General features: G+C 30.0%; 17 protein-coding genes and 1 other RNA gene. 3 read left to right on the top strand and 15 right to left on the bottom strand.

What is annotated here, in order from left to right:
* Positions 1 to 20: 20 nt before the first annotated feature.
* The 13 genes from galE to BMY82_RS00030 all read right to left on the bottom strand — a co-directional run bounded on the left by galE (position 21) and on the right by BMY82_RS00030 (position 16,206).
* A complete protein-coding gene (gene galE / locus BMY82_RS00085) occupies positions 21 to 1,061 on the bottom strand; it encodes a UDP-glucose 4-epimerase GalE (protein ID WP_242938873.1) in 1,041 nt (346 codons plus the stop codon).
* Positions 1,062 to 1,106: 45 nt separating this feature from the next.
* Positions 1,107 to 1,244 carry a hypothetical protein gene (locus BMY82_RS09415; RefSeq protein WP_180366687.1) on the bottom strand — a complete coding sequence of 46 codons (138 nt, stop codon included), beginning with the start codon at positions 1,242 to 1,244 and terminating at the stop codon, positions 1,107 to 1,109.
* 144 nt (positions 1,245 to 1,388) lie between these two features.
* Positions 1,389 to 3,374: a hypothetical protein gene (locus BMY82_RS00080; RefSeq protein WP_091972818.1), complete on the bottom strand. Its 1,986-nt coding sequence runs from the start codon at positions 3,372 to 3,374 to the stop codon at positions 1,389 to 1,391.
* Between the two features lie 26 nt (positions 3,375 to 3,400).
* On the bottom strand, positions 3,401 to 6,577 hold the full coding sequence (locus BMY82_RS00075) for an SPOR domain-containing protein (RefSeq protein ID WP_091972815.1): 3,177 nt from the start codon (positions 6,575 to 6,577) through the stop codon (positions 3,401 to 3,403).
* Between the two features lie 196 nt (positions 6,578 to 6,773).
* An RNA gene (gene rnpB, locus BMY82_RS00070) (RNase P RNA component class A) lies at positions 6,774 to 7,106 on the bottom strand.
* 70 nt (positions 7,107 to 7,176) lie between these two features.
* Positions 7,177 to 7,890: a glycoside hydrolase family 73 protein gene (locus tag BMY82_RS00065; RefSeq protein WP_091972812.1), complete on the bottom strand. Its 714-nt coding sequence runs from the start codon at positions 7,888 to 7,890 to the stop codon at positions 7,177 to 7,179.
* Between the two features lie 182 nt (positions 7,891 to 8,072).
* On the bottom strand, positions 8,073 to 9,134 hold the full coding sequence (locus tag BMY82_RS00060) for an ABC transporter substrate-binding protein (protein WP_091972809.1): 1,062 nt from the start codon (positions 9,132 to 9,134) through the stop codon (positions 8,073 to 8,075).
* Positions 9,135 to 9,149: 15 nt separating this feature from the next.
* Complete coding sequence (locus BMY82_RS00055) at positions 9,150 to 9,833, bottom strand: ABC transporter permease (protein ID WP_304205583.1); 684 nt, start codon at positions 9,831 to 9,833, stop codon at positions 9,150 to 9,152.
* A 121-nt stretch (positions 9,834 to 9,954) separates the two neighbouring features.
* Complete coding sequence (locus tag BMY82_RS00050) at positions 9,955 to 10,815, bottom strand: ABC transporter permease (RefSeq protein WP_091972801.1); 861 nt, start codon at positions 10,813 to 10,815, stop codon at positions 9,955 to 9,957.
* A 1-nt stretch (position 10,816) separates the two neighbouring features.
* Positions 10,817 to 11,860, bottom strand: a complete 1,044-nt coding sequence (gene potA / locus BMY82_RS00045; RefSeq protein ID WP_091972797.1) for a spermidine/putrescine ABC transporter ATP-binding protein — start codon at positions 11,858 to 11,860, stop codon at positions 10,817 to 10,819.
* Positions 11,861 to 11,881: 21 nt separating this feature from the next.
* Positions 11,882 to 12,421 carry a helix-turn-helix domain-containing protein gene (locus BMY82_RS00040; protein ID WP_091972794.1) on the bottom strand — a complete coding sequence of 180 codons (540 nt, stop codon included), beginning with the start codon at positions 12,419 to 12,421 and terminating at the stop codon, positions 11,882 to 11,884.
* Positions 12,422 to 12,833: 412 nt separating this feature from the next.
* The gene (locus BMY82_RS00035) at positions 12,834 to 14,141 is read right to left on the bottom strand and encodes a cell wall-binding repeat-containing protein (RefSeq protein WP_091972791.1); all 1,308 of its coding nucleotides are present in this window, start codon (positions 14,139 to 14,141) and stop codon (positions 12,834 to 12,836) included.
* Positions 14,142 to 14,595: 454 nt separating this feature from the next.
* The gene (locus BMY82_RS00030; RefSeq protein WP_091972788.1) at positions 14,596 to 16,206 is read right to left on the bottom strand and encodes a cell wall-binding repeat-containing protein; all 1,611 of its coding nucleotides are present in this window, start codon (positions 16,204 to 16,206) and stop codon (positions 14,596 to 14,598) included.
* Between the two features lie 437 nt (positions 16,207 to 16,643).
* On the opposite strand from BMY82_RS00030, the gene BMY82_RS00025 reads away from it, so the two are divergent.
* The 3 genes from BMY82_RS00025 to BMY82_RS00015 all read left to right on the top strand — a co-directional run bounded on the left by BMY82_RS00025 (position 16,644) and on the right by BMY82_RS00015 (position 19,577).
* Positions 16,644 to 17,420, top strand: a complete 777-nt coding sequence (locus BMY82_RS00025) for a threonine/serine exporter family protein (RefSeq protein WP_091972785.1) — start codon at positions 16,644 to 16,646, stop codon at positions 17,418 to 17,420.
* A 1-nt stretch (position 17,421) separates the two neighbouring features.
* Positions 17,422 to 18,258, top strand: coding sequence for a threonine/serine exporter family protein (locus tag BMY82_RS00020; protein ID WP_242938872.1), 837 nt, complete (start codon positions 17,422 to 17,424; stop codon positions 18,256 to 18,258).
* Between the two features lie 257 nt (positions 18,259 to 18,515).
* Complete coding sequence (locus BMY82_RS00015) at positions 18,516 to 19,577, top strand: M42 family metallopeptidase (protein ID WP_091972782.1); 1,062 nt, start codon at positions 18,516 to 18,518, stop codon at positions 19,575 to 19,577.
* Between the two features lie 540 nt (positions 19,578 to 20,117).
* Here BMY82_RS00015 and aroD read toward each other — a convergent pair.
* Entirely contained in the window at positions 20,118 to 20,885 is a 768-nt protein-coding gene (gene aroD, locus BMY82_RS00010; RefSeq protein WP_091972780.1) for a type I 3-dehydroquinate dehydratase, read from the bottom strand.
* Between the two features lie 177 nt (positions 20,886 to 21,062).
* The coding region (locus BMY82_RS00005) for a transposase (RefSeq protein ID WP_144019704.1) at positions 21,063 to 21,300 on the bottom strand (238 nt) is incomplete at its 5' end.

The raw sequence follows: 21,300 nt of genomic DNA, 5'->3' as shown, positions 1-21,300 counted from the left end.
TTTCCTCCTAGCTATGTATACTATGCTTGACAGTTGTATCCATGTGGATTTTCACTTTGCCATTTCCATGAGTCTTTACACATATCTTCCAATGTATTTTCAGCCTTCCATCCCAAAACTTTTTCAGCTCTTGATGAATCTGCATAAGAAGCCGCAGCATCACCATCTCTTCTTTCAACTATCTTGTATGGAATCTCTTTTCCACAAGCCTTTGAAAATGTTTCAATAAGCTCCATAACACTGTATCCTCTACCTGTGCCAAGATTGTAGTATTCTATACCAACATGATTGTTTAATAATCTCTCCAAAGCCTTTACATGCCCCTTTGCAAGATCAACAACATGTATATAATCTCTTACACCAGTGCCATCAACTGTATCATAATCATTTCCAAACACTCTCAAGTAAGGTAACTCACCTATTGCCACCTTAGTCAAATATGGCATTATATTAGCTGGAATTTCTGTACTTTCTTCTCCAATAAGCCCTGATTTATGAGCACCAATCGGATTAAAATATCTAAGAACAATTGTATTAAAATCCTTATCTGAATATACAAGGTCTTCTAAGATTTCTTCTCCCATTAGCTTTGTATTACCATATGGATTTGTAGTTGTTCTTCCATAATCTTCATCTACTGGAAGATCTTCTTCTGGAACACTTCCGTATACAGTTGCAGATGAACTAAATACAAAATTATTAACTCCATATTTTTTCATTAAACTTAATGTATTTAATAATGAAAATAAATTATTATCATAATACTTTAAAGGATTCTTTACAGAATCCCCAACTGCTTTGTAAGCAGCATAGTCAACTACTGCATCTATTTTATTTTCAATAAATACTTTTTCAAATTCTTTGCTTCTTGTGTCCAATACATAAACTTTCGGTCTCTTTGAAGTAATTTCTTCTATTCTATCAATTACAACAGGATAGCTATTTGAATAATTATCCACTATTATTACTTCATGTCCTGAACTCAACAATTCTACAGCTGTGTGGCTACCTATATATCCAGCCCCACCTGCTAATAAGATTGTACTCATAAAATCTATCATCTCCTCTTATCTGAATTCATTCCCTTGATCTAATTGAGAATGAACTTATTCCATAATTTCATTTTCTTCTGCTCCTTCAAGTAAAAGTGTATCAAGATCTATTTCACGATAAATTACACTTTTCTCCCTTTCATTGAAATCACATAATCTGTACTCTTTATTCATTATATCACTTATAAGCATTCTCATATCTCCCTATACTATATAAAAGAATCTTTAATATATCCTTATCTATATACTAAAAGAAAGAATATACTTTCTATAATACTACATTTTCCTCATTGTTTCCACAAAAGTTTTATTTTTTTCTACTTTCTCTTCTATTAATTAATTGTACCCACCTGTATAATAAAATTCACTATCTATCCTCATAGAAGAGAATTTAACTAATGAGTAAAGATCATCCACCACTTCTTTTCTCAAAATTGATGAACCACTTTCTACAGTAAACTGTTTAAAAACATGTGCTGATTTGATTCTATTCATAAGCTCATATTTTAATTCCTTTTCTTCAAGCTTACTATATTCTCCATATAAATCCATATATACTTCAAATACAGTTACAATTACTTTTTCTACATAAAAAGGAAGCAAATCTTGAATAAAGTGTTCAAGAGATTTTTGTCCCTGCTTGGCAAAGTATTTTATAATGTACATATCATGCCCGCTTAATCTTTCACAAAATTCTTCAACCATACTTTTCGGCATTATAAGATAATTAACTGTATCAAATTTATTTATTACTTCATTTAGGTCGTAATTCATACTACTTCTTATTTCTAGAAATATCTTTCTTATTTTTTCCATACATTCTAGATCGCTTTTTATTCCCATTGATCTAAAATAGTTAAGTTCGTTTTTTTCCAATATTCCCGATAGATGAACTGTTATATTATCAATTTTCTTTTTTTCTTCTTCTATCTCTTCATAATATTTATTTATAAACTCTATGCACTCAGCTATGTCCTCTTCAAAGCTATAGGGTTTTAGAAATCTATAACATAGCTGATATACTTCTCCAAATATATTGTATACTACCATGTCCGAAACTGTCTTTACCCAGTTTTCATAAACCTCTTCTATACTTGCATTTTCAAAAAGGGAAATCTGATAGTCTGAAAATACATTTTCTGTCATCTCTGTTATAAGACTTCTTTTTAAATTCACTTTTATCTTTCTATCTGCAAATTTTATTTCAGTACTTACTAGATCTCCATTTTCTATACTTTCTTCTTCGTCTACAGTTATATCGGATATCAGATCTTTCTCAATTTCCAATACACTGTCACTTTTTGAATTAGATATTTTTATAGTTTCTTTATTTAAACTAATAAAAAATGGATTGCCAGAATCTGTATATCCAATATTTTTATTAGTAATAATCGCTAATTTGTTTAAAAAAACTCTATGCAAGCTTTTTGCACCAATTTCCATTTTAAATACATTTTCTTCATCAAATATTATGTATTCATCATTCCCTAAAAAATATTTTGAATAATTACTTATTTTTCTAGACAAGATTTCTTTCTTCTTAATCTTATCATAAAAAATATACATTTCATTATGCTTTATCAAAAACACCTCTTTGGAATCATAAACTTGATTAGCTATTTTCCCAGTAACTTTACAAACTACCATTCTATCTTCAAAAGGTAAAAATCCTATTTTATTATTACTCTCTACTTTCAACTCAAAACCTAAAGGTAACTTATAATTACTTAAATTACCTACAAAAGATACTTTTCTCACTATATTAAGTTTTTCATTTATATAGAAATATCCATTAAATTTAATTCTATTATACTCTTCTGAAAAGTCCTCAACATCATTAAAGTCAAAGTTGAAATTGAAATTTTCTGTGGCAAATAATATATTTTCGTCTCCACCTGTAAACCTACCTGAGTATGCATATCTACCGTCAAGAATCATGATGGTATTATCTTGTTTAAAATCAAAGATCATATTTTCAATTTGATTGTCTATTTCGGAAAATTCTTCAAAGTCTAACACTATTAATATAGATAGCTCTACACTTTTTTCTATTCCATTTTTACACACCGTAAAAGGTATATAATCAGAAACAACATTTATACTTTCTTTATCAATTTCAGAATATAGACTTATTCCATGTTCATCAAAGTCATACATAATAAAATCTGAACATTCTTCTTCTAAACAATCAACCTTGGAAATATAAATATTCCCAAGGTTTGTGAATTGTAAGCATTTATCTTCTAGCTTGTAGTCATTTAAACCGTTTAGACTAAATCCAGATTTTATACTAAATATTATTTTTTCATCTCGCTTTAGCAAAACCGGATCCCTCCAATGCCGTTTATTTACTGTCTATCTTTCATCGCATCTTCATATATTTCATCTAAATTTGTTATATACTGTGCATTTTTGCCTGTAGATGAGATTTGATTTTTCAAATCATTATAATCAGTTTTTAACTGCTCATTTGATAGATACGGAATTCTTGTCTGATATGCAGCCATCTTCAAATCATAATACTTATTTCTTGAAGCAATATAATTTTGAATTCCCTTTGCACTTATTCTATTAGACTCCGCATATGCTTGATTATAGTCAAAGTATTCTCCAACCTTAAGCATATAATATCCACCATTTCTTATTACCTTTGATTTTACACCTCTTTGTGCAAAATTATAGGCTACTGATTCAGCACCATCCTTGTCTTTTGTGGCACCGACGAAAACTGTATAGTAAACACCCTTTTGTCCCTTGTACTTTTCTGCTTCTCTATCAAGTTCACTAGCTTTGTTTTCCGCTTCATCTTTCTCTTTTTCAGCCTGTGTCTTCTTTGCTACTTTTGAAGTATCTTCGTTTAGAGAATCAGCCTTTTTATCATTTTTATCTGACTTTCCTTTGCTACTTTGAACTACCTTTACATTTTTATTTGTTTCATCTACTGAAGGAACCTTGAATCCCTTTATAATGAATACATATGCAAAGAATATAATAACAACAATAGCAATTATAATCACTGTATCTCTTACCATTTTTTTCTTGGAGAACATCACTTCGTCGTCATTTCCAGCTAACTTAAAATTATCTCCAAAGCTTTTGAATTTATCCTTTAGCGTTCCCTTTTTTTCAGAATCAGAAGAAGTTTCTCTGGCTTCTCTGTCTCTATCCTCTGAATCAGATTCTTCAAACTTACTCTTCTTTCCAAATGATGAAAGGTCTACTTTAGCCTTTTTGTCTTTATCTATAGGAGCAACAGATATACCTTCTGTTTTCATTGCCTTCATTGCTTCAAGTTCTTCAAAAACCTTTCCTTCATCATCTAAAAGTTCATCTTCCATAGATTCAGTATCGCATGGTTCTTCATCTTCTATTTCTCTTATTTTATCAGATTCTTCTCTAGAAGCTTTTTCTTTTTTGGCAAGTTCTAATACTCTACTATTTTTTTCTTCATTTTGACTCTTTTTTTCTTTTGATAAACTAGTTTCTTCTCTTTCAACTAAGTTTTTATTCTTCTTTTTACTTCTGTCAATATGTTCAAGTTCAATAACAGTAGTTTTATCTGTTGCACGTTTAATCTTATCTGCATGAAGTCTCTGAGTTCTTCCCAATATCGGCTTAAAATCATCATTATCTTCTTCATCCACATTATTTTCTGTGTTTCTTTCTATTCTTTTAACTTCTTTTTCCTTGTCGTTTCTTTCCCCATCTTCAATTACAAAAGAATTATTTTTTCCATCGATAGTATTATCAAACAAATCTTTATTTACATCTGTTTGTCTTCTTTCCTTCTTTTCTTGTTCTTTTTTATATACATAGTCTTCTTCGTCAAATACTATGTCCTCATCTTCTATAAATCCTGCCCCACCTGACTTATTAATTTCCTCAGCAAGTTGCCTTTCTCTTCTCAACTTGTCATATTCCTTTTTAGTCATTTCATCTTCTCTGATTCTGCTTTTTTCACGCATCTTCAAAATTGCAAGGGCTTCTTTATCCTGTATAGTCTTATCTCCCTTGAAAAGATTCGGATCTATTTCAATTTCTTCTATTTCTTCATCATAATAATCTTCGTCATCGTCGTCTTCTTCATCTTCATCTTCATCTTCATTATTTATCTTGAAAAAGCTCTTTAGTTTGCTTGTGAATTTACCTTTTTTATTTTCTTCTTCCTCTATAAATTCTTCATCAAACTCATCATATTCATCATCATAATATTCTTCATCGTATTCTTCTTCGTAATCATCCTCATAGTCTTCATACTCTTCTTCATCATATTCTTCATTCATCTTTAGTTTATCTGAGAATGTCGAAATTCCTTTTTTTAACTTTTCAGCAAAGCCACTGATCTTTTCTCCATCTTCTTCTGCAACTATACCATCTTTTGCATATTCGATACCATTCCTAACTGTAGTATCTTCATCGAGATTTATCAAAAGATTCATTCTCTGAGTAACAGACAAATCATCTTCATCAGGCTTATGCTCTAAGTTTTTATCTCCAAAAAATTTATTGTTTTCCATATTAAAGTTGGATTTCACATTTTTTTGACACTCCAACCAGGTCTTAGAATCAAGAAATAAATTTTCTCTTATGTACCTTTCACAAAGTTCCTTAAACTGGACCTCACTTATTTCTCCTATAACAAACATTCTAAAGACATTTTCAAAATATCTCTTATCTTCTTTTGATATATAGTCTAGAAGAAGCACTATGCAAGAAACATAATCTTTCATATCTGTAGAGAATACATATGCGTCCTCTTCCTCTACACCTTCAAGTTCAGTTGCGGTTGTAAAAGCATCATTTATTTTTACTAATACTTCTGGAGTGCTTATCATCGATGCGTATTTTTTGAAACTAATACACTTGTCCGCGTCTTCTACATCTGTAGTCTTCATTTGCTTGTCGCCTACAAGAGCTTCATCTTCAAAATTTGAAGTGTTTGGATCTTCGCTAAATAAAATTTCATTTACTAGCTTAAATATCTCATTCATAATATCTATTTTCGCTTCATTTACGCTCATATCCAGTATTGCTTTGTACTTTTCAACATCACTTGAGATTTCTGTTATAACCATACCCAAAACATCTTTATAGATGTTTAGAATTTTATAATCATTTTCAATCTTTTCAAGTCTTTCTAGACCAGAACTCTTATCATAAGATATAAATATCTTTCTGTCCTTCTCATTTAACTTGTCAATTCCTTCTTTCATCGCCTTATTAACATAATTCTTTGATGAATTTGTTATGTTGGCAATATTCTTTTCAACAGACTGAGAGCTTGAAATCACCCCATTCTGTATCCATACATCAACAATAGTCTCAAGCTTTTTTATAATTGATTTATAATATATAATATTGAATCTTAATAGTTCAATATACTTTTCTTCGTTCTTTTCTACTTTTTTGTATTTGTTCTTTAAAGCATCATTTAATTCTCGGCTTAATTCATATTTATTTTTAATAAATTTTTTATCTACATCTTCAACAGCAGACTGAATCAGTCCCTTTCCATAATTATTCAAAACCTTCACTCCTTATTTAGTTAAGTTTCATAAAAACTGCATTCTACACATATCTATTATACAATATCTAGCAGTATAAATCTATATAAATTTATTTTACTGTATTTCTTATACTAGCATATCTAAATCACTTTTTACTGTAATTTATTTTAGCTTAATAATAAAAATAGCTACATTGAATTCAATGTAGCTATTTTTATTAAGCACAGCTGTAAGCGGAGTTCTGTATTAGACGATCATCTTTCTAGGTCTATTGTCACCAATAGACTCAAGCGGCCTACCTTCTGGGAGATGCGAGCAACATCTCTTAATCCGTTCTTGGCCTTGCACCAGGTGGGGTTTACATAGCCATATAGTCACCTATATGCTGGTGAGCTCTTACCTCGCCTTTCCACCCTTACCATTGCTGGCGGTATCTCTCTGTTGCACTATCCTTAAGATTGCTCTCACTAGGCGTTACCTAGCACCCTGCTCTATGGTGCTCCGACTTTCCTCACGTATTTCTACCTGCGATCATCTGCTGTACTCAACATTTAAACATTTTATCATATATAATGAAAAAAATAAAGCTTTTATTTCTATATAAATAAAAATTAGCTTTAATATCCCTTATTAATAGCTTCAATATCATATTTTCTTAAATTGTACTTTTCAATTACAGCAATAAGCCTATCTGCATAAATTTTTTCTCCCTTTTCATTTATTGCAGTTGCATATCCTGCATCTTCAAGAGCTTGTGCCTGTTTGACATAGTCTTTACTATCGAACATTCCATGTTTTTCATACCTTTTATTATTCCTTAAAAAACTTGCGTAATCAGAAATGCTTTCATCCCAAGATGAATACTTTCTAAAATCAGCCTTTATATAATCTTTATAGTTTTCTTTTGTAGTGAAATTTATTCTTTCACCTTTCCAGTTTTTATCAGCTTTTATTCCGAAAAGATTATTACCCTCTAAGGCTAGTCTAGATTTTCCCCAATTAGATTCCAAAATAGCCTGCCCCATTGTAATTGACGGCAAGACACCATTTTTTGTATATTCTTCTTCAGCGTTTTTCTCTATTTTTGAAATGAATTCTTCTTTATAAAGACTTTGTTCTTCTATTTTATTCTGAGATATTTTATTGCCAATTGAAAAAATACTATATATAAAAAAAGCAAAAACTAGAAGTATTAAAATAGGTAATTTCCTCAATTTTTTTCTAGGTCTTTTTTTCTGCCTTTTCTTATAATTTCCACTTGTAGAATTTGCATTGTTTTTTGCCTTATTTATCTTTTTTCTTTTTCTTGCAGATACTCTCCCTATCTCCATCACTCCCTTCTTCGAAATATGAATATTATACTAATATATTAAATGAACCTTAATTTTTAGTTACTTTTGTTTTTTATATTAAATAAAAAGAACCCACTAAGACTTATCTTTGGTCTTTTATAGGTTCTTTATCTTTTATATTAAAAAAACTATCTTCTATATAAATAGCTAATAAAGAGTTTTTAATAGCTCTTTAATTGTATCCAAGCCTTATCATAAAGCTTTATCTTATCTCCCAAGTCCAAAAATGCCTCACACTTTTTAAGTATCTCTGGATCAGGATATAGACTCTTGTCATCTCTCATTTCTTTAGGAAGTTTGGCTCTACCTGCTGATATAGGAGTTGAGTATCCTATGTATTCTGTATTTTGAGCATTTACATCAGGGTCGCATAAGAAATTTATAAATTCTTCTGCCCATTCCTGATTATCCGCTGTCTTTGGAATACAAATCGCATCAGTCCACTTATTACTTCCTTCTTTTGGAATTACATATTCAAGATTTTCATTTTCCTCCTTCATAAGAGGAACGTCCCCTGAATAGAATATTCCCATAGCAGCTTCATCTCCTACCATTCTATCCTTACCATCATCATTTACATAGGCTAGTACCAATGGCTTTTGTTTTATAAGAAGCTGTTTAGCATCTTCTATTTGCTTAGGATTTACAGTATTCATACTGTATCCTAACTTTTTAAGGGCAACACCCATAGTATCCCTTACAGAGTCAAACATTAGTATGTTTCTCTTATAATCTGGATTCCATAGTATATCCCAACTATCGACCTTATCTTTTACAAGTTTCTTATTATAGACAATCCCTAAAGTACCCCACATATACGGTACTGAATACTCATCTTTTGGATCGTACTCAGGATGTAAAAATGACTTGTCTATATATTTGTAATTTGGTATATTATTGAAATTAATTTTTCTCAAAAGACCTTCTCTACTCATCTTCTGTACCATATAGTCTGAAGGGAAAATAAGGTCATACTTTGTACTTCCACTTTTAACCTTCTGATACATCATTTCATTGGTATCGTATGTTGAATACTGAACAGGTATTCCTGTCTTTTTTTCAAATTCTTCTATAAGGCTTTCATCTATATAATCTCCTACATTGTAAACATTTAGAACCTTTGAAGAGTCCTGTCCTGCATTACCGCATGCAGTAGATGTTATCGCCATACCGAATATAAGAGATAAGACGACAGCCTTTTTAAATATTTTTCTTATTTTCATAAACTTGTCCTCCCATTACATTCCGTTTGCTGCATGTTTGATTACAGAATCTTTTCTATTTGCAAGAAGTAATAAAACAATAACTGTTACAAACATCAATGTTGAAAGCGCATTTATTTCTGGCTTTATTCCTCTTCTAGCCATTCCATATATTTCTATTGAAAGGTTGCTTACACCATTTCCTGTATTGAAGAAAGATATTACAAAGTCATCTATTGACATTGTAAATGCCATCAAAAATCCTGAAATAATTCCAGGTCTAATCTGTGGTATTACTACCTTTCTTATTGCAAACCAAGGTGTAGCACCTAAATCTAAAGCTGCTTCTTCTATATTGTCTGGAAGTTGTCTTAATTTCGGCAATACCGAAAGTATTACATACGGTGTACAAAACATAATATGAGATATTAACATTGTATTAAATCCAAAGTTCATTCTAAAGAATGTAAATAAACTCATTATAGCTACACCTGTTACTATTTCTGTATTTAACACAGGTAAATAGTTTATATTCAGTATTGCTGTTTTCTTCTTTCCTCTCATCTTAAACAGTCCTATTGAAGTTATTGTTCCAAATATAGTTGAAATTATTGAAGCTAATATCGCAATTGTAATTGTGTAATAAAGTGCTCCAAGTATTGTTTCATTACTTAAAAGCTCTTTATACCACTTCAATGTAAAACCAGTCAAATGTCCCATTGACTTGGACTCATTAAATGAGAATATTATAAGCGCCAATATAGGGGCATACAAAAATATAAATACCAATACTAGATATATATTTGAAAATATCTTTAATCCTTTTTTCCTACCTAAAATTTTAATCTCCCCCTTCCAGACTTTCCTTGTCCATCTTGTTCATTACTGCCATGGAAATTAATATTATCAACATCATTATTATTGAAACTGCTGAACCAAAGTTCCAATCACCCACAGTTGTAAACTGCTGCTCAATAAGGTCACCTACAAGCATAGTCTTTCCACCACCTAGAAGTCTTGAGATAGCAAATGTTGTTACACATGGCATAAATACCATTGTTACACCACTCATAACTCCAGGCATGCTTAAAGGTAGTATTACCTTTCTAAAAACTGTTACTCCATTGGCACCTAAGTCTCTTGCTGCATTTACAAGGTCTTTATCTATTTTCTGCAATGTTGTGTAAATTGGAAGTACCATAAATGGTAAAAAGTTATATATCATCCCCAATAAAACTGCAGAACTTGTATAAAGAATTGAATTAGGATGAAGTCCGAAAATGCCTAAAAAGCTATTTAAAAGCCCATTCTTACCTAATATAGCAATCCAAGCATATGTTCTAAGTAAAAAGTTCATCCACATAGGAAGTATGAACAAAAGTATTAGCGTTGCTCCTTTACTTATGTCCATCTTAGAAATTATATATGCAACTGGATAACCTATTAATATACATGCAATCGTCGCAATTGCTGATAAGGCAAATGACCTTACAAACACTTTATAAAACAAGGGGTTGAATACTTCCTTGTAATTGTTTAAAGTAAAGCTAACATGTCCATCTCCTGATGTTTGAGTAAAACTATAATAAACAACTAGAAGAAGTGGTATTACTATAAAAATTATTGACCACACAGTGTAGGGATAGGCAAGTTTTATTACTTTTTTATCCGATTCTGTTTTCTTTCTTACTTTTGGTTTCATATTAAGCATCTCCTTTGTGCATGATATGAATGTCTTCTGGCGTGAATGACATTCCCAGCATACTTCCTACAGGTGCTGTCTTGGTATTCTGTAAAAGCCATGTATTTCCATTTTCTTCTACTTCAAGTTCATAGTGAACTCCCTTAAACACTGAAGATTTCACTACTCCTTTTAACATTCCTTCTTCTGCTTTGACCATTGCAATATCTTCAGGTCTAATTACTACATCGACCTTTTCACCTTTTGCAAAACCCTTGTCTACACACTCAAATCTTTTTCCGCAAAACTCTACATCAAAATCATTGTGCATTATTCCGTTTACTATATTACTTTCGCCTATAAAGTTTGCAACAAAGGCATTTTCTGGCTCATTGTATATATCTACTGGTGTTCCTATCTGCTGAATAACTCCCTTATCCAGAACTACTATTGTATCACTCATACTCAAAGCTTCTTCTTGATCATGAGTTACAAATACAAATGTTATACCGAGTTGTTTTTGAATCTTTTTCAATTCACTTTGCATTTCCTGTCTTAACTTCAAGTCAAGTGCCCCTAAAGGTTCGTCAAGAAGAAGTACTTTAGGTTCATTTACAAGTGCTCTTGCTATAGCGACTCTCTGTTGCTGACCACCTGAAAGGCTACTTATATCTCTTTTTTCAAAGCCTGAAAGAGATACCAGTTCTAGCATACTTCTTACTTTTTCATCAATAGTCTTTTTATCTAACTTCTTTATTTTTAATCCAAATGCAATATTGTCGTAAACGTCCATATGTGGAAAAAGTGCATACTTTTGGAAAACAGTATTAATATTTCTCTGATATGCAGGAACGTTATTTACTCTATAACCTCCAAAGTAAACATCTCCTTCATCTGCAAATTCAAAACCTGCTATTATTCTCAAAAGTGTTGTTTTACCACAGCCACTTGGTCCTAAAAGAGTTAAAAACTCATTTTCGTTAATTGTAAGATTAAAGTTGTCTAAAACAGTATTTTCTCCAAATGATTTTGTAACATTTTTTAATTCTATAAGTTTGTTATTCAATATTTTCCACCCCTTTTTTTATTAGAAAGACGGTGGGCTGCTTATCCAAATTAATTCAGCCGGTGTCTTCCCTTCATTAGTTATACTATGATTTTTTCTAGGTTTATAATAGAAACTCTCTCCTTTACGAACCTTTAGTTTCTTCTCACCTATATAAAGGCATATTGTCCCTTTCAAAACAAAGCCAAATTCTTCTCCTTCATGCGGTTTTTCTTCTTTATATCTTCCGCCTGGCTCTATTTTCACAAGAACTGGCTCCATGTCATTTTTCTGTGAATTAGGAACTAACCACTTAAAAGTATAACCTAGTTCAAAGTCTTCAGTTTCAAACATATCGTCCTTTTTAAAGGTTATCTTCTCTGTTACTTCATCTGCAAAGAAATCCCTCAGATTAGTACCTAATATCTCCAGTATGTCCACTAAAGTTGCAATCGATGGCGAGGTCAAGTCATTTTCTAGCTGAGAAATAAACCCCTTTGAAAGCTCACATCTATTTGCAAGTTCTTCCTGAGTTAATTGTTTTTCCGTCCTCAGCCTTCTTATTTTCTCACCTATATCCATGTTTTTTCCTCCGTTTCATATAACTTATATAAATTATAATTTCTTTTTATTTTGCTTTTCTTTGATATAGAATTTCAGTTACCAAAGACTAAACTATTTGTTTAATAAAAATAAACCACATTTATTATAACGTCATTTTTTAAAAAAATCAACTGTTTTATTACTTTTTTATTTTTAATCTTAATGCCAACTATTTCAATGGCTTTAGCTATTTATTTTTTTATAATTTCAATGGATATGTTTAAAAACAAAAATTAATTGTTTACTAAAAATAAACTTGCGTTTATTTATTTTTATATAAAAAACAGCCTACTACAAAATATTGCAATAAGCCGTTTTATCAGTTTTTATTTATTATGTTATCTTTATACTAGATACTAGCAAGACATAAACTGACGACTTTCTAAAGTTTTTAATTTAGATCCTCGTAAGCCTTTTTTGTAAGATAAAGTAAATCTTTCTTTTTAAAATTTTCATTAATTTTATTACCCTTTTTTACCATTAAAAGCGGTCTATCATTTTCAAAACAATAGCCTGCAGCCATTATTCCAGCTCCTAAATCGTCTTTTCCATCTGATATAAGAAGCTTATTATTATCAACAAACAAACTGCTAACTATTTTTTGAGAAGTTTCATATCTATCCTTACCTTCTAGTCTTCCTATCTTTATATAGTTATTATTAAGTTTATCTTCCATAGCCTTAGGAACAGACTTATTTCCTCCAACTATTAAAAGATTTTCTTTATTTTTTATTATTTCAAAAGTTTCTTTTCTTAGAATTTTACCGTCTGTTAGTAATATCGGTGATTTTTCTCTATAAGCAAATGTAGATATTGAAGGTGCATCTGCATAATTCTGACCATTAATTAAAATCGTTTTATCTATGTCATCACCATTACTTCTATTTTTTTCTATTATAAACCTTGCAACCTTCTCTGAAGTTTGATATCTGTCATTTGAGGATAAATCTACTATTTTATATCCTTCTGCTACTAGGTCATCTCTCACAGATTGATTAACAACATCCAATCCAGAAGTTATATATATATTCCTAGCACCTAATCTTTTGATTTCAGCTTTTACTTCATCTCTTAACTTGTTGCTATCTGTAACAAGAATTGGAGCTTGTAAAAATCCTGATAAAGGTGCTGATGAAAGTGTGTCAGGTGTTCCTTTAGGACCTGTTATTATAACATTTTCTGCTTTTGGATAGGTCGCCTTACTTAATTCAACAGAAGTAACTGCATAATCACCTTCCCTTATTATTTCTCCTGTTTTATATAGGTCTACATACTGATTAGTATTTTTGATGATATTTAAAATATTTTCATATATATTTTCTTCACTGCTAAAATACTCAGAATTATTACCTATTGAACACTGTCCTATGTACATTCCATTGACTTTGTCTGATACCAGTTTAATCGATACATCGTTAGGAAAATCAAGTATAAGATCGAATTTTTTTATATCGACATCACTTACCTTTTTTTTGCTTGCATTTCTGTAAACATCAGCTATCTCCTGAATTCTTTTTCTATTTAGAAGTTTTCTTTGATGAATCCCATTTCCAACTACTTTTAGCTCAGATGACTGATTAATCATATCTGCAACATGATCCATCTGATTATCATATGCCATAGCTGTCGCCTGAACAATACCTGATGATAAAACTATACTTGAAACCATTACCGTCGTTATTTTTTTTATATTTTTCATATAGATTCCTCCTTCACCAAGATATTGATATTAATTTAGATTGAAGATAATTAAATTATCCCTTTCAAATAAATACCTGATATCATTTTTGTATTTTAAAGTGTTTTTATAAAATATAATTATTTCTATCCTACTAATTAAAGATTAACATATATATATTGAAAAATCAATATATTCGAACTTTTTTAAAGCATATCTAGCCATTCTTTTTTTTATATTTATTTGATAGAAAGACCGGAATGAATTTTTTGCTATTTTTTTGATTTTTAAGAGTTATTTTTGATTTTTAAAAAAGAAAAATCATCTTGCAAACTAAAAAAGTGGGTTCTTTTAAAAATAAAAGTAACCCACTTTTCAATAATTTTATGCAATTAAATTTTTTATTAAGTATTAATTATACTACATATATTTATATATTTTCAATATATTTAACAAATTATTAATTTATTTTTTATTAATAACCTAAAATATCTTTTGATACTGTTGAATAACCACCTATTATATAGTTTACCTTATTTGCTAATAGTTTTTTTACATTTTTATCAGCTCTATCTTTCCCTGAAAGAAGAAGATTTTTCCCGCCTGTATGTAATAGATTTATAGAACTTAAAGCATCTGGGAAACTATTTCCATTTACTAAAATATTTTCATCAAATTTTGTAAGTGAGGCAACTTGTGTAGATGTTTCTGATCTATTTGCTCCATATACTCTATATACATTCTTGTTTTTCATGTATTCTTTTACTCTATTTTCTGTTTCAGAACTTACTGAACTCTTTCCTCCAACTATATATGCATCGTTGTAAACATTTATAGATTCTGGAATTGAGTTTACATTATTAACTAATAAAATTGGAGCCTGTATCTTCTTTGATAAAGGAGTTGCTGAAAGTGCATCGGCAAATTTCTTTCCATCAGTAATAATTATATGTCTTGAAGCTCCATACTCTTTAGCTATAAGTTTAGAAGTTTCATATCTATCATCTCCAGCAATTCTCTTGATATTCTTACCTTCTAATTGCTTTTCTACATCTTCTGTTACTGTATTTTTTCCACCTATTACAATAATATTCTTTGCTCCTAATGTATCTATTAACTTTATAGCTTCTTCATTTAGACCGTTTTGGTCAGCGAATATTATAGGTGCATTTAATTTCATAGCCAGTGGTCCTGCTGAAAGTGGATCGGCAAAGCTCTTTCCTGAAGCCACTATAACAGTTTCTACATTTTTTTCTTTAAAGCTTCTTTTTACAGATTCTATATTCGTTTCATATCTGTTATTTCCGCTTATTCTAAGACTAGAATCTAGAACTTCTTCATTTGAAACTGTAACTGGTATAGAGAATATAGTCTCCTTATTTTCATAAGTTACCTTTAATTTAAGTTCCTTAACACCTGCTGTTGAAGAATCTATCTTTTCAACTTCCTCAACCTTTGCATCTGAAGGTAGCCCTACAAGTACCTTTGAAATATCTACTTTACCATTAACTCCTATTTTTTGAGCATTCTCACCAATATAAGTAGCTTCTGTAACATATGTTTTATTTACAACTTCATTGTTTGCTTCTCTGATAGAGTATGATATACATATTCCTATCTTATCCTTTGGTTTAAGATTTTCATGCTTGAAAGGAACGACAAACTCTCCATTTTCTGAAGGTATACTATACTTATTATCTGATAATAAATTTGTACTGTCTGGAGTGAATCTTTTGTTTTTTGATTCTTCTTCTGTAAGCTTATATAAAGTAACTCCTACACCCTTTAATAATTTTCCCTTGATTTCGCTACTATCTGAAGCAATTAAGACTGGTACATCTATATCTGTATTTAGGTCCTTTTTTATCTTTTCCATAGCATCTTGATATGAGTCTATATCAAGATATATTTTTTCCGGCACACCCGGTTTTATTATACTTGGAAGGACTTCTTCCCTCTTAACTGCATCACTAGTAAGTTTTGTTGTTGTTTCACTACTTTCCTGTGCAAAAACTTCTACTCCAGTATATGCTAGCACATTTGCCAACATAGCAGTTGAAAGCAACAAAGATAACTTCTTTTTCATATTTTCGCCTCCTATTTTTTACCTAATGTATTAAAAATAATACATATAAAATGATACTTCTTTTTACAGAACTTTTTCTGTAATAATTAATTATACCACAAAAAAAGATTTTTTATTTTTTGTTGTTTATGCCTATTAAAAACAAGATGTTTTTTATGGTAATTCTTATTAAAAAAGTTTATTTTAATAGCTTTAATATTTTTTTATTTCATCTTATATATAATAATTTATTAATTTTTTACTTTCAGATATTATATTTTTATTAAGTGTTAATAAATAGATTTAGATTTTTTTAAATATAGGTGTACATTTAATATAACTTGTTGTATAGTATTTATGTATTCAAGCAAATGAACAAATTTTTATTGTCATTTGCTTTTTATAAATTCTTAAATTAACACTGAAAAAGTATTACTATAGTGGGAAGGAGGACGTAAGTGGTAAATAGACTAGAAGATAAGGAATACAAGATGGAAACCATAAAGTTGGCTCTATTTTTAGGGGAACTTTTGATAAAAAACGGCGCTGAAACTTACCGGGTTGAAGATAGTGTAATAAGAATATGTAAATCCAGAGGATATAATCATATTAATTGCTTTACTACTCCAACTGTAATTATTATTTCGGACGATAAATTTGATGGGCTTTGCTTTATGAAAACCATCGATAATAGAGGTATAAATTTAGAGAAAATTTCTCTTTTAAATAGTTTTTCCAGAGAATTTGTTAATAAAGTCGATCCAGATATTAATGCTGAAATACAAGAACTTCATAAAATAGATAAATTAAAGGCTTATCCTACATGGATATATTTTTTAGGTACAGGAGTAGCTTCGGCAAGTTTTGCTGCTACCCTTGGTGGTAATCAGCCTAAAACTTTTTTCCTTACAATACTTGTATCTATGGTAGCCACTTATGTTTATGATAAAACAATTAAATATAGTTCTATTATAATGTTTTCCATACTGCTTTCATCTGTTGTAATAACAGGTATGGGTGTTCTTTTTAAACATTTTGGATTAATTCCTAGAGCATCTGCTCTTATTGTAGGTTCTATTATGCCGCTACTTCCAGGAGTTGCCTTTGTAAAATCCATGAGAGACTTGATTTCTGGAAATCTTCTTTCTGGTACTTCAAGATTATTTGAAGTCTTTGTAATAGTAACAGCAATAGCATCAGGAGTTGCCCTGGTACTTGGAATAGGAGGTGTATAGGATGAGTATGTACGATGTCCCTATGTGGCAACATTTTATATTTGCAGCACTTGCCACAGGCGGCTTTTCAATTTTCTTTAATGTTGAAAGAAAAATACTTCCCTTTGCATCTGTTGTAGGTGGTATAGGATGGTTGATGTTTGTTGAAGGTTCTCTAAAGTTTGAAAATCCTTTGATTTTCTCATTTATACCTGCAGCATTTGTTTCACTTTCAGCTGAGTTTTTAGCAAGAAAGTTAAAACAACCAGCGATTATTATTGTAATTCCAGGTATACTTCCACTAGTTCCGGGTTTAGGTTTGTATAATACAGTTTACTATATTATACAGAAGCAATACGAACAAGCTACTACAGCTGGAACAAGAGCTGTTATAATGAGTGTTGGTATAGCCCTTGGAATTTTAGTAATGTCATCTCTTTCAAAGGTTCTTAATTTATACCAATTAAAGAGAGCTTTTCTGAGAAATGACGCCTTTAAATATGAAAATTGGGTTAATCTTGGAAAAAATAGAACTAGAAATAGATTTATACTAGATCGTAAAGAAATGAACGAATCTCTAAATAGTTTAAATCTTGAAATAGACGAAAACGATAAAACATCACATGGAAAAATGGAACGTAGCAAAACAGAAGATTTTGCAGTAGACAAGAATAGCCTTGAAAATACTTGTTCTTCTCACTGCAACTGCGACAGCGATGACCTATGTTCAGAAGATGGGCAAGCAAAAGATGATATATGTGATAATTTCCATAAAGATGAATCGGACAAAGTAAATTTGGAAAATACAAATGAGTACACTTTAATAAAAAAAGATAGCAAAAATGATAAAGAAAATTAAATATTAAAATTACAGCCTTGAGAATATAAAATTTCTCAGGGCTTTTTATTTCCATTCTAAAATTCTGTTTTACAGCTTTTATTAATTAAAAGGAATTCCTACTAAAAATTAAATTGTATCTAGTATTTTTATAAAAAAGGACATTTTTTACTGATTTTTTTCTATATATGTAGTATTATATACTTGTATTACTTTTAGATTATTCTTTTTTAACAGAATTTTTGAAAATAATACAAAATTTATATGGAGGTCAGGATATGAGCGGATTTAACAAAGATGCCTATACTGAATATAGTGGATATATTCTCGAGCAGGCTAAAAACTTACTAAGTATCGATAGTCCATCAGGATATGGTAAAGAGGTTATGGATTATCTGATGAAGGAACTATCAAGAATTGGTGTTAAAGCTACAAAAACAGTTAAGGGTGGTGTAGTTGCGGAAATTGACGGAAAAGATGCAGATAATGCTCTTCTTTTTGAAGCACATTGTGATACACTAGGAGCTATGGTTCATCTTGTAAAATCAAACGGCAGACTTAAACTTACTAATATCGGTGGAATGAACCCAAACAATGCAGAAACAGAAAATGTAAGAATTATCACTAGAAAAGGTAAAATATATGAAGGTACTTGTCAGCTTGAAAATGCTTCTCTTCATGTAAATAGCGAATATAACAATAAAGAACGTACTTGGGATACTGTGGAGATAGTAATAGATGAAGATGTAAATAGCAAGGAAGATGTTGCAAAACTAGGTATAAAATCTGGTGATTATGTTTGTTTCGAAGCTAGAACAAGAGTAACTGAATCTGGGTATATCAAAAGTAGATTCTTAGATGACAAACTTTCAGCTGCTGTTCTTCTTGGATATGCTAAGTATGTTTCAGATAATAAAATTCAACTAGATAGAAAAATATATATGCACTTTACAATCTATGAAGAAGTAGGTCATGGCGGCTCTTCTCCATGCCCTGAAGGTGTAAAGGAAGCTTGGTCTGTAGATATGGGCTGTGTTGGAGAAGGTCTTAATTGTACAGAAAAAGAAGTTTCAATAGCTGCTAAAGACAGAGGTGGTCCTTATAACTATGAAATAGTAAATAGACTTGTTGACTTGGCAGAAAAATATGAAATCGGATATGCAATAGATATTTATCCTTTCTATGGTTCAGATGTAGAGGCAACTCTTATTGCTGGAAACGATATTAAACATGCTTTAATCGGTCCAGGTGTATACGCATCCCATGGATATGAAAGAAGCCATATAGAAGGTGCAGAAAATACCTTTAGACTAATACAAGCATATCTTGAAGAAAAATAACTTTTATTTTAAATATACAAAAAAAGAATCCTAGTTAGGATTCTTTTTTTATGGACATTTTTTATTTTTTTATTGCTATTATTTTCATTTTCTTTTCATAATAATCTAGTCATATTTTTAGAAAATTAAATCATTTATAGATTTTTTTAATACTCGATATCGTAAAATTAGATTTTTCTTTTATAGTGTTGCATTTCATCATTTTTTCTAGTATAATATGTTATTAGCAAATAGGAAAATTTAAATACAATAAAGTGTTACTTTGACAACACTTTACATTTATCAACTTTTATAATATTTTAACGATAAATAATCTATTCAAATTACTTAATTTGCCTTATTTTCTATAATTTCTTATTTTTTTAAATATAATATAGAATATTTATAATATAGTTAACGAATGATAGTTCGTTTATAGTTGGAATGAGATGCAAACATTCCAACTTGACAGCTATTCTTCTTATATAAAAATAATTTGATTAATACACAAGAAAAAAGCGATTTTAATAATCGCTTTTTTTCTTTAATAGTTAAATTTTCTTAAATGTCATCTGTATAATTTTTATGTATTATCTCTAGAACTTCTCTCAATTCATCTATCTCTATTTGACCTGGAGCAGAACTTTTTTCCAAAGATGCAAAACTTATAGATGAAGAAAATATTTCGCCACATATTCTACTTGCAATTCCCATTTTCCCCATAGATATAATTACAATCGGTCTTTCTAAATTTTGCTCGGCATCTACTGCCAATTTAAGAACATTTATATTATCTGATTTATTTAAGGGCATTACCGCAAGTTTATATATATCTGGCTTGTAATAATTCATATTTAATAGTATCTTCTCCATTGCCTCTACACTTGGAGTATGTTTAAAGTTATGATATGAAATTAATAACTTGGAGCTATCCTTTATTTCATAAATAATATGTCTATCTTTTCTTCTTAAGCTAGAGATGTCTACATCTACAATATCAATGTTTTTACTCTTTGACATAGCCCTAACTAAAGACAGATATTTATCAGATTCAATATCCAAATTTCCACCTTCATTTTTTCTTCTGATAGTAAACAAAAGTGCAATATTTTTTAATTGTTTTTTTAAATCTTTGGCAACTTCTAGCATATCTTCTATATTAAAAACTTCCTCATAAAAATCTGCTCTCCATTCTACTATATCTGGATTGTGCTTCTTAATTTTTTGAGCGTATTTTATTATTTCATCTCTACTTTTCTCTACTATTGGAATACATATTTTGGGTATGCCTCTTCCAATTTCTATATTTCCTACCTTACAAGTTCTCATCAATATCCTCCTATTTTGAATATATCTTTGATAGTTTCATTACTTACTTTCATAATAACATAAAAAAGCAGATAAAATATCTGCTTTTTTATAGGTTCTTTGTCAAATAGTGTTGATGAAAAAATATCATATAATTTAATCTAATTAATAGGTAGCATAGATAACTTTCTATGCTACCTATTTTATCTCAAATCGTTCTCTTAAAAGTATTCTGGCTCTCATATTTCTATAGCTTCTAAATCCGAAGGATACTCTTTTAAAAACCTTTATCATATTGTTTTTACCTTCTACTACTGCATTGGTATAGCTATATTTGATTGAGTTAATTACATAATGAATTCTCTTTTTTAGTGATTTTAAATTTACTTTAAAGAAATACGGACAAACGTCACTTGATGAATTTATAATATTATAA

The sequence above is a fragment of the Peptostreptococcus russellii genome, from assembly GCF_900110295.1.
GTDB classification, from domain to species: Bacteria; Bacillota; Clostridia; order Peptostreptococcales; family Peptostreptococcaceae; genus Peptostreptococcus; species Peptostreptococcus russellii_A.
The sequence above is the reverse complement of the archived record's forward strand: the minus strand, read 5'-3'. Positions and strand labels throughout refer to the sequence as shown.

What these genes read in the sequence shown, in the direction of transcription:
- aroD (WP_091972780.1), bottom strand. Translation starts at nt 20,885, where the DNA reads ATGAGAACTTGTAAGGTAGGAAATATAGAAATTGGAAGAGGCATACCC.
- BMY82_RS00015 (WP_091972782.1), top strand. Translation starts at nt 18,516, where the DNA reads ATGAGCGGATTTAACAAAGATGCCTATACTGAATATAGTGGATATATT.
- BMY82_RS00035 (WP_091972791.1), bottom strand. Translation starts at nt 14,141, where the DNA reads ATGAAAAATATAAAAAAAATAACGACGGTAATGGTTTCAAGTATAGTT.
- BMY82_RS00020 (WP_242938872.1), top strand. Translation starts at nt 17,422, where the DNA reads ATGAGTATGTACGATGTCCCTATGTGGCAACATTTTATATTTGCAGCA.
- BMY82_RS00040 (WP_091972794.1), bottom strand. Translation starts at nt 12,421, where the DNA reads ATGGATATAGGTGAGAAAATAAGAAGGCTGAGGACGGAAAAACAATTA.
- BMY82_RS09415 (WP_180366687.1), bottom strand. Translation starts at nt 1,244, where the DNA reads ATGCTTATAAGTGATATAATGAATAAAGAGTACAGATTATGTGATTTC.
- galE (WP_242938873.1), bottom strand. Translation starts at nt 1,061, where the DNA reads ATGATAGATTTTATGAGTACAATCTTATTAGCAGGTGGGGCTGGATAT.
- BMY82_RS00055 (WP_304205583.1), bottom strand. Translation starts at nt 9,833, where the DNA reads ATGGGACATTTGACTGGTTTTACATTGAAGTGGTATAAAGAGCTTTTA.
- BMY82_RS00050 (WP_091972801.1), bottom strand. Translation starts at nt 10,815, where the DNA reads ATGAAACCAAAAGTAAGAAAGAAAACAGAATCGGATAAAAAAGTAATA.
- BMY82_RS00060 (WP_091972809.1), bottom strand. Translation starts at nt 9,134, where the DNA reads ATGAAAATAAGAAAAATATTTAAAAAGGCTGTCGTCTTATCTCTTATA.
- BMY82_RS00030 (WP_091972788.1), bottom strand. Translation starts at nt 16,206, where the DNA reads ATGAAAAAGAAGTTATCTTTGTTGCTTTCAACTGCTATGTTGGCAAAT.
- BMY82_RS00065 (WP_091972812.1), bottom strand. Translation starts at nt 7,890, where the DNA reads ATGGAGATAGGGAGAGTATCTGCAAGAAAAAGAAAAAAGATAAATAAG.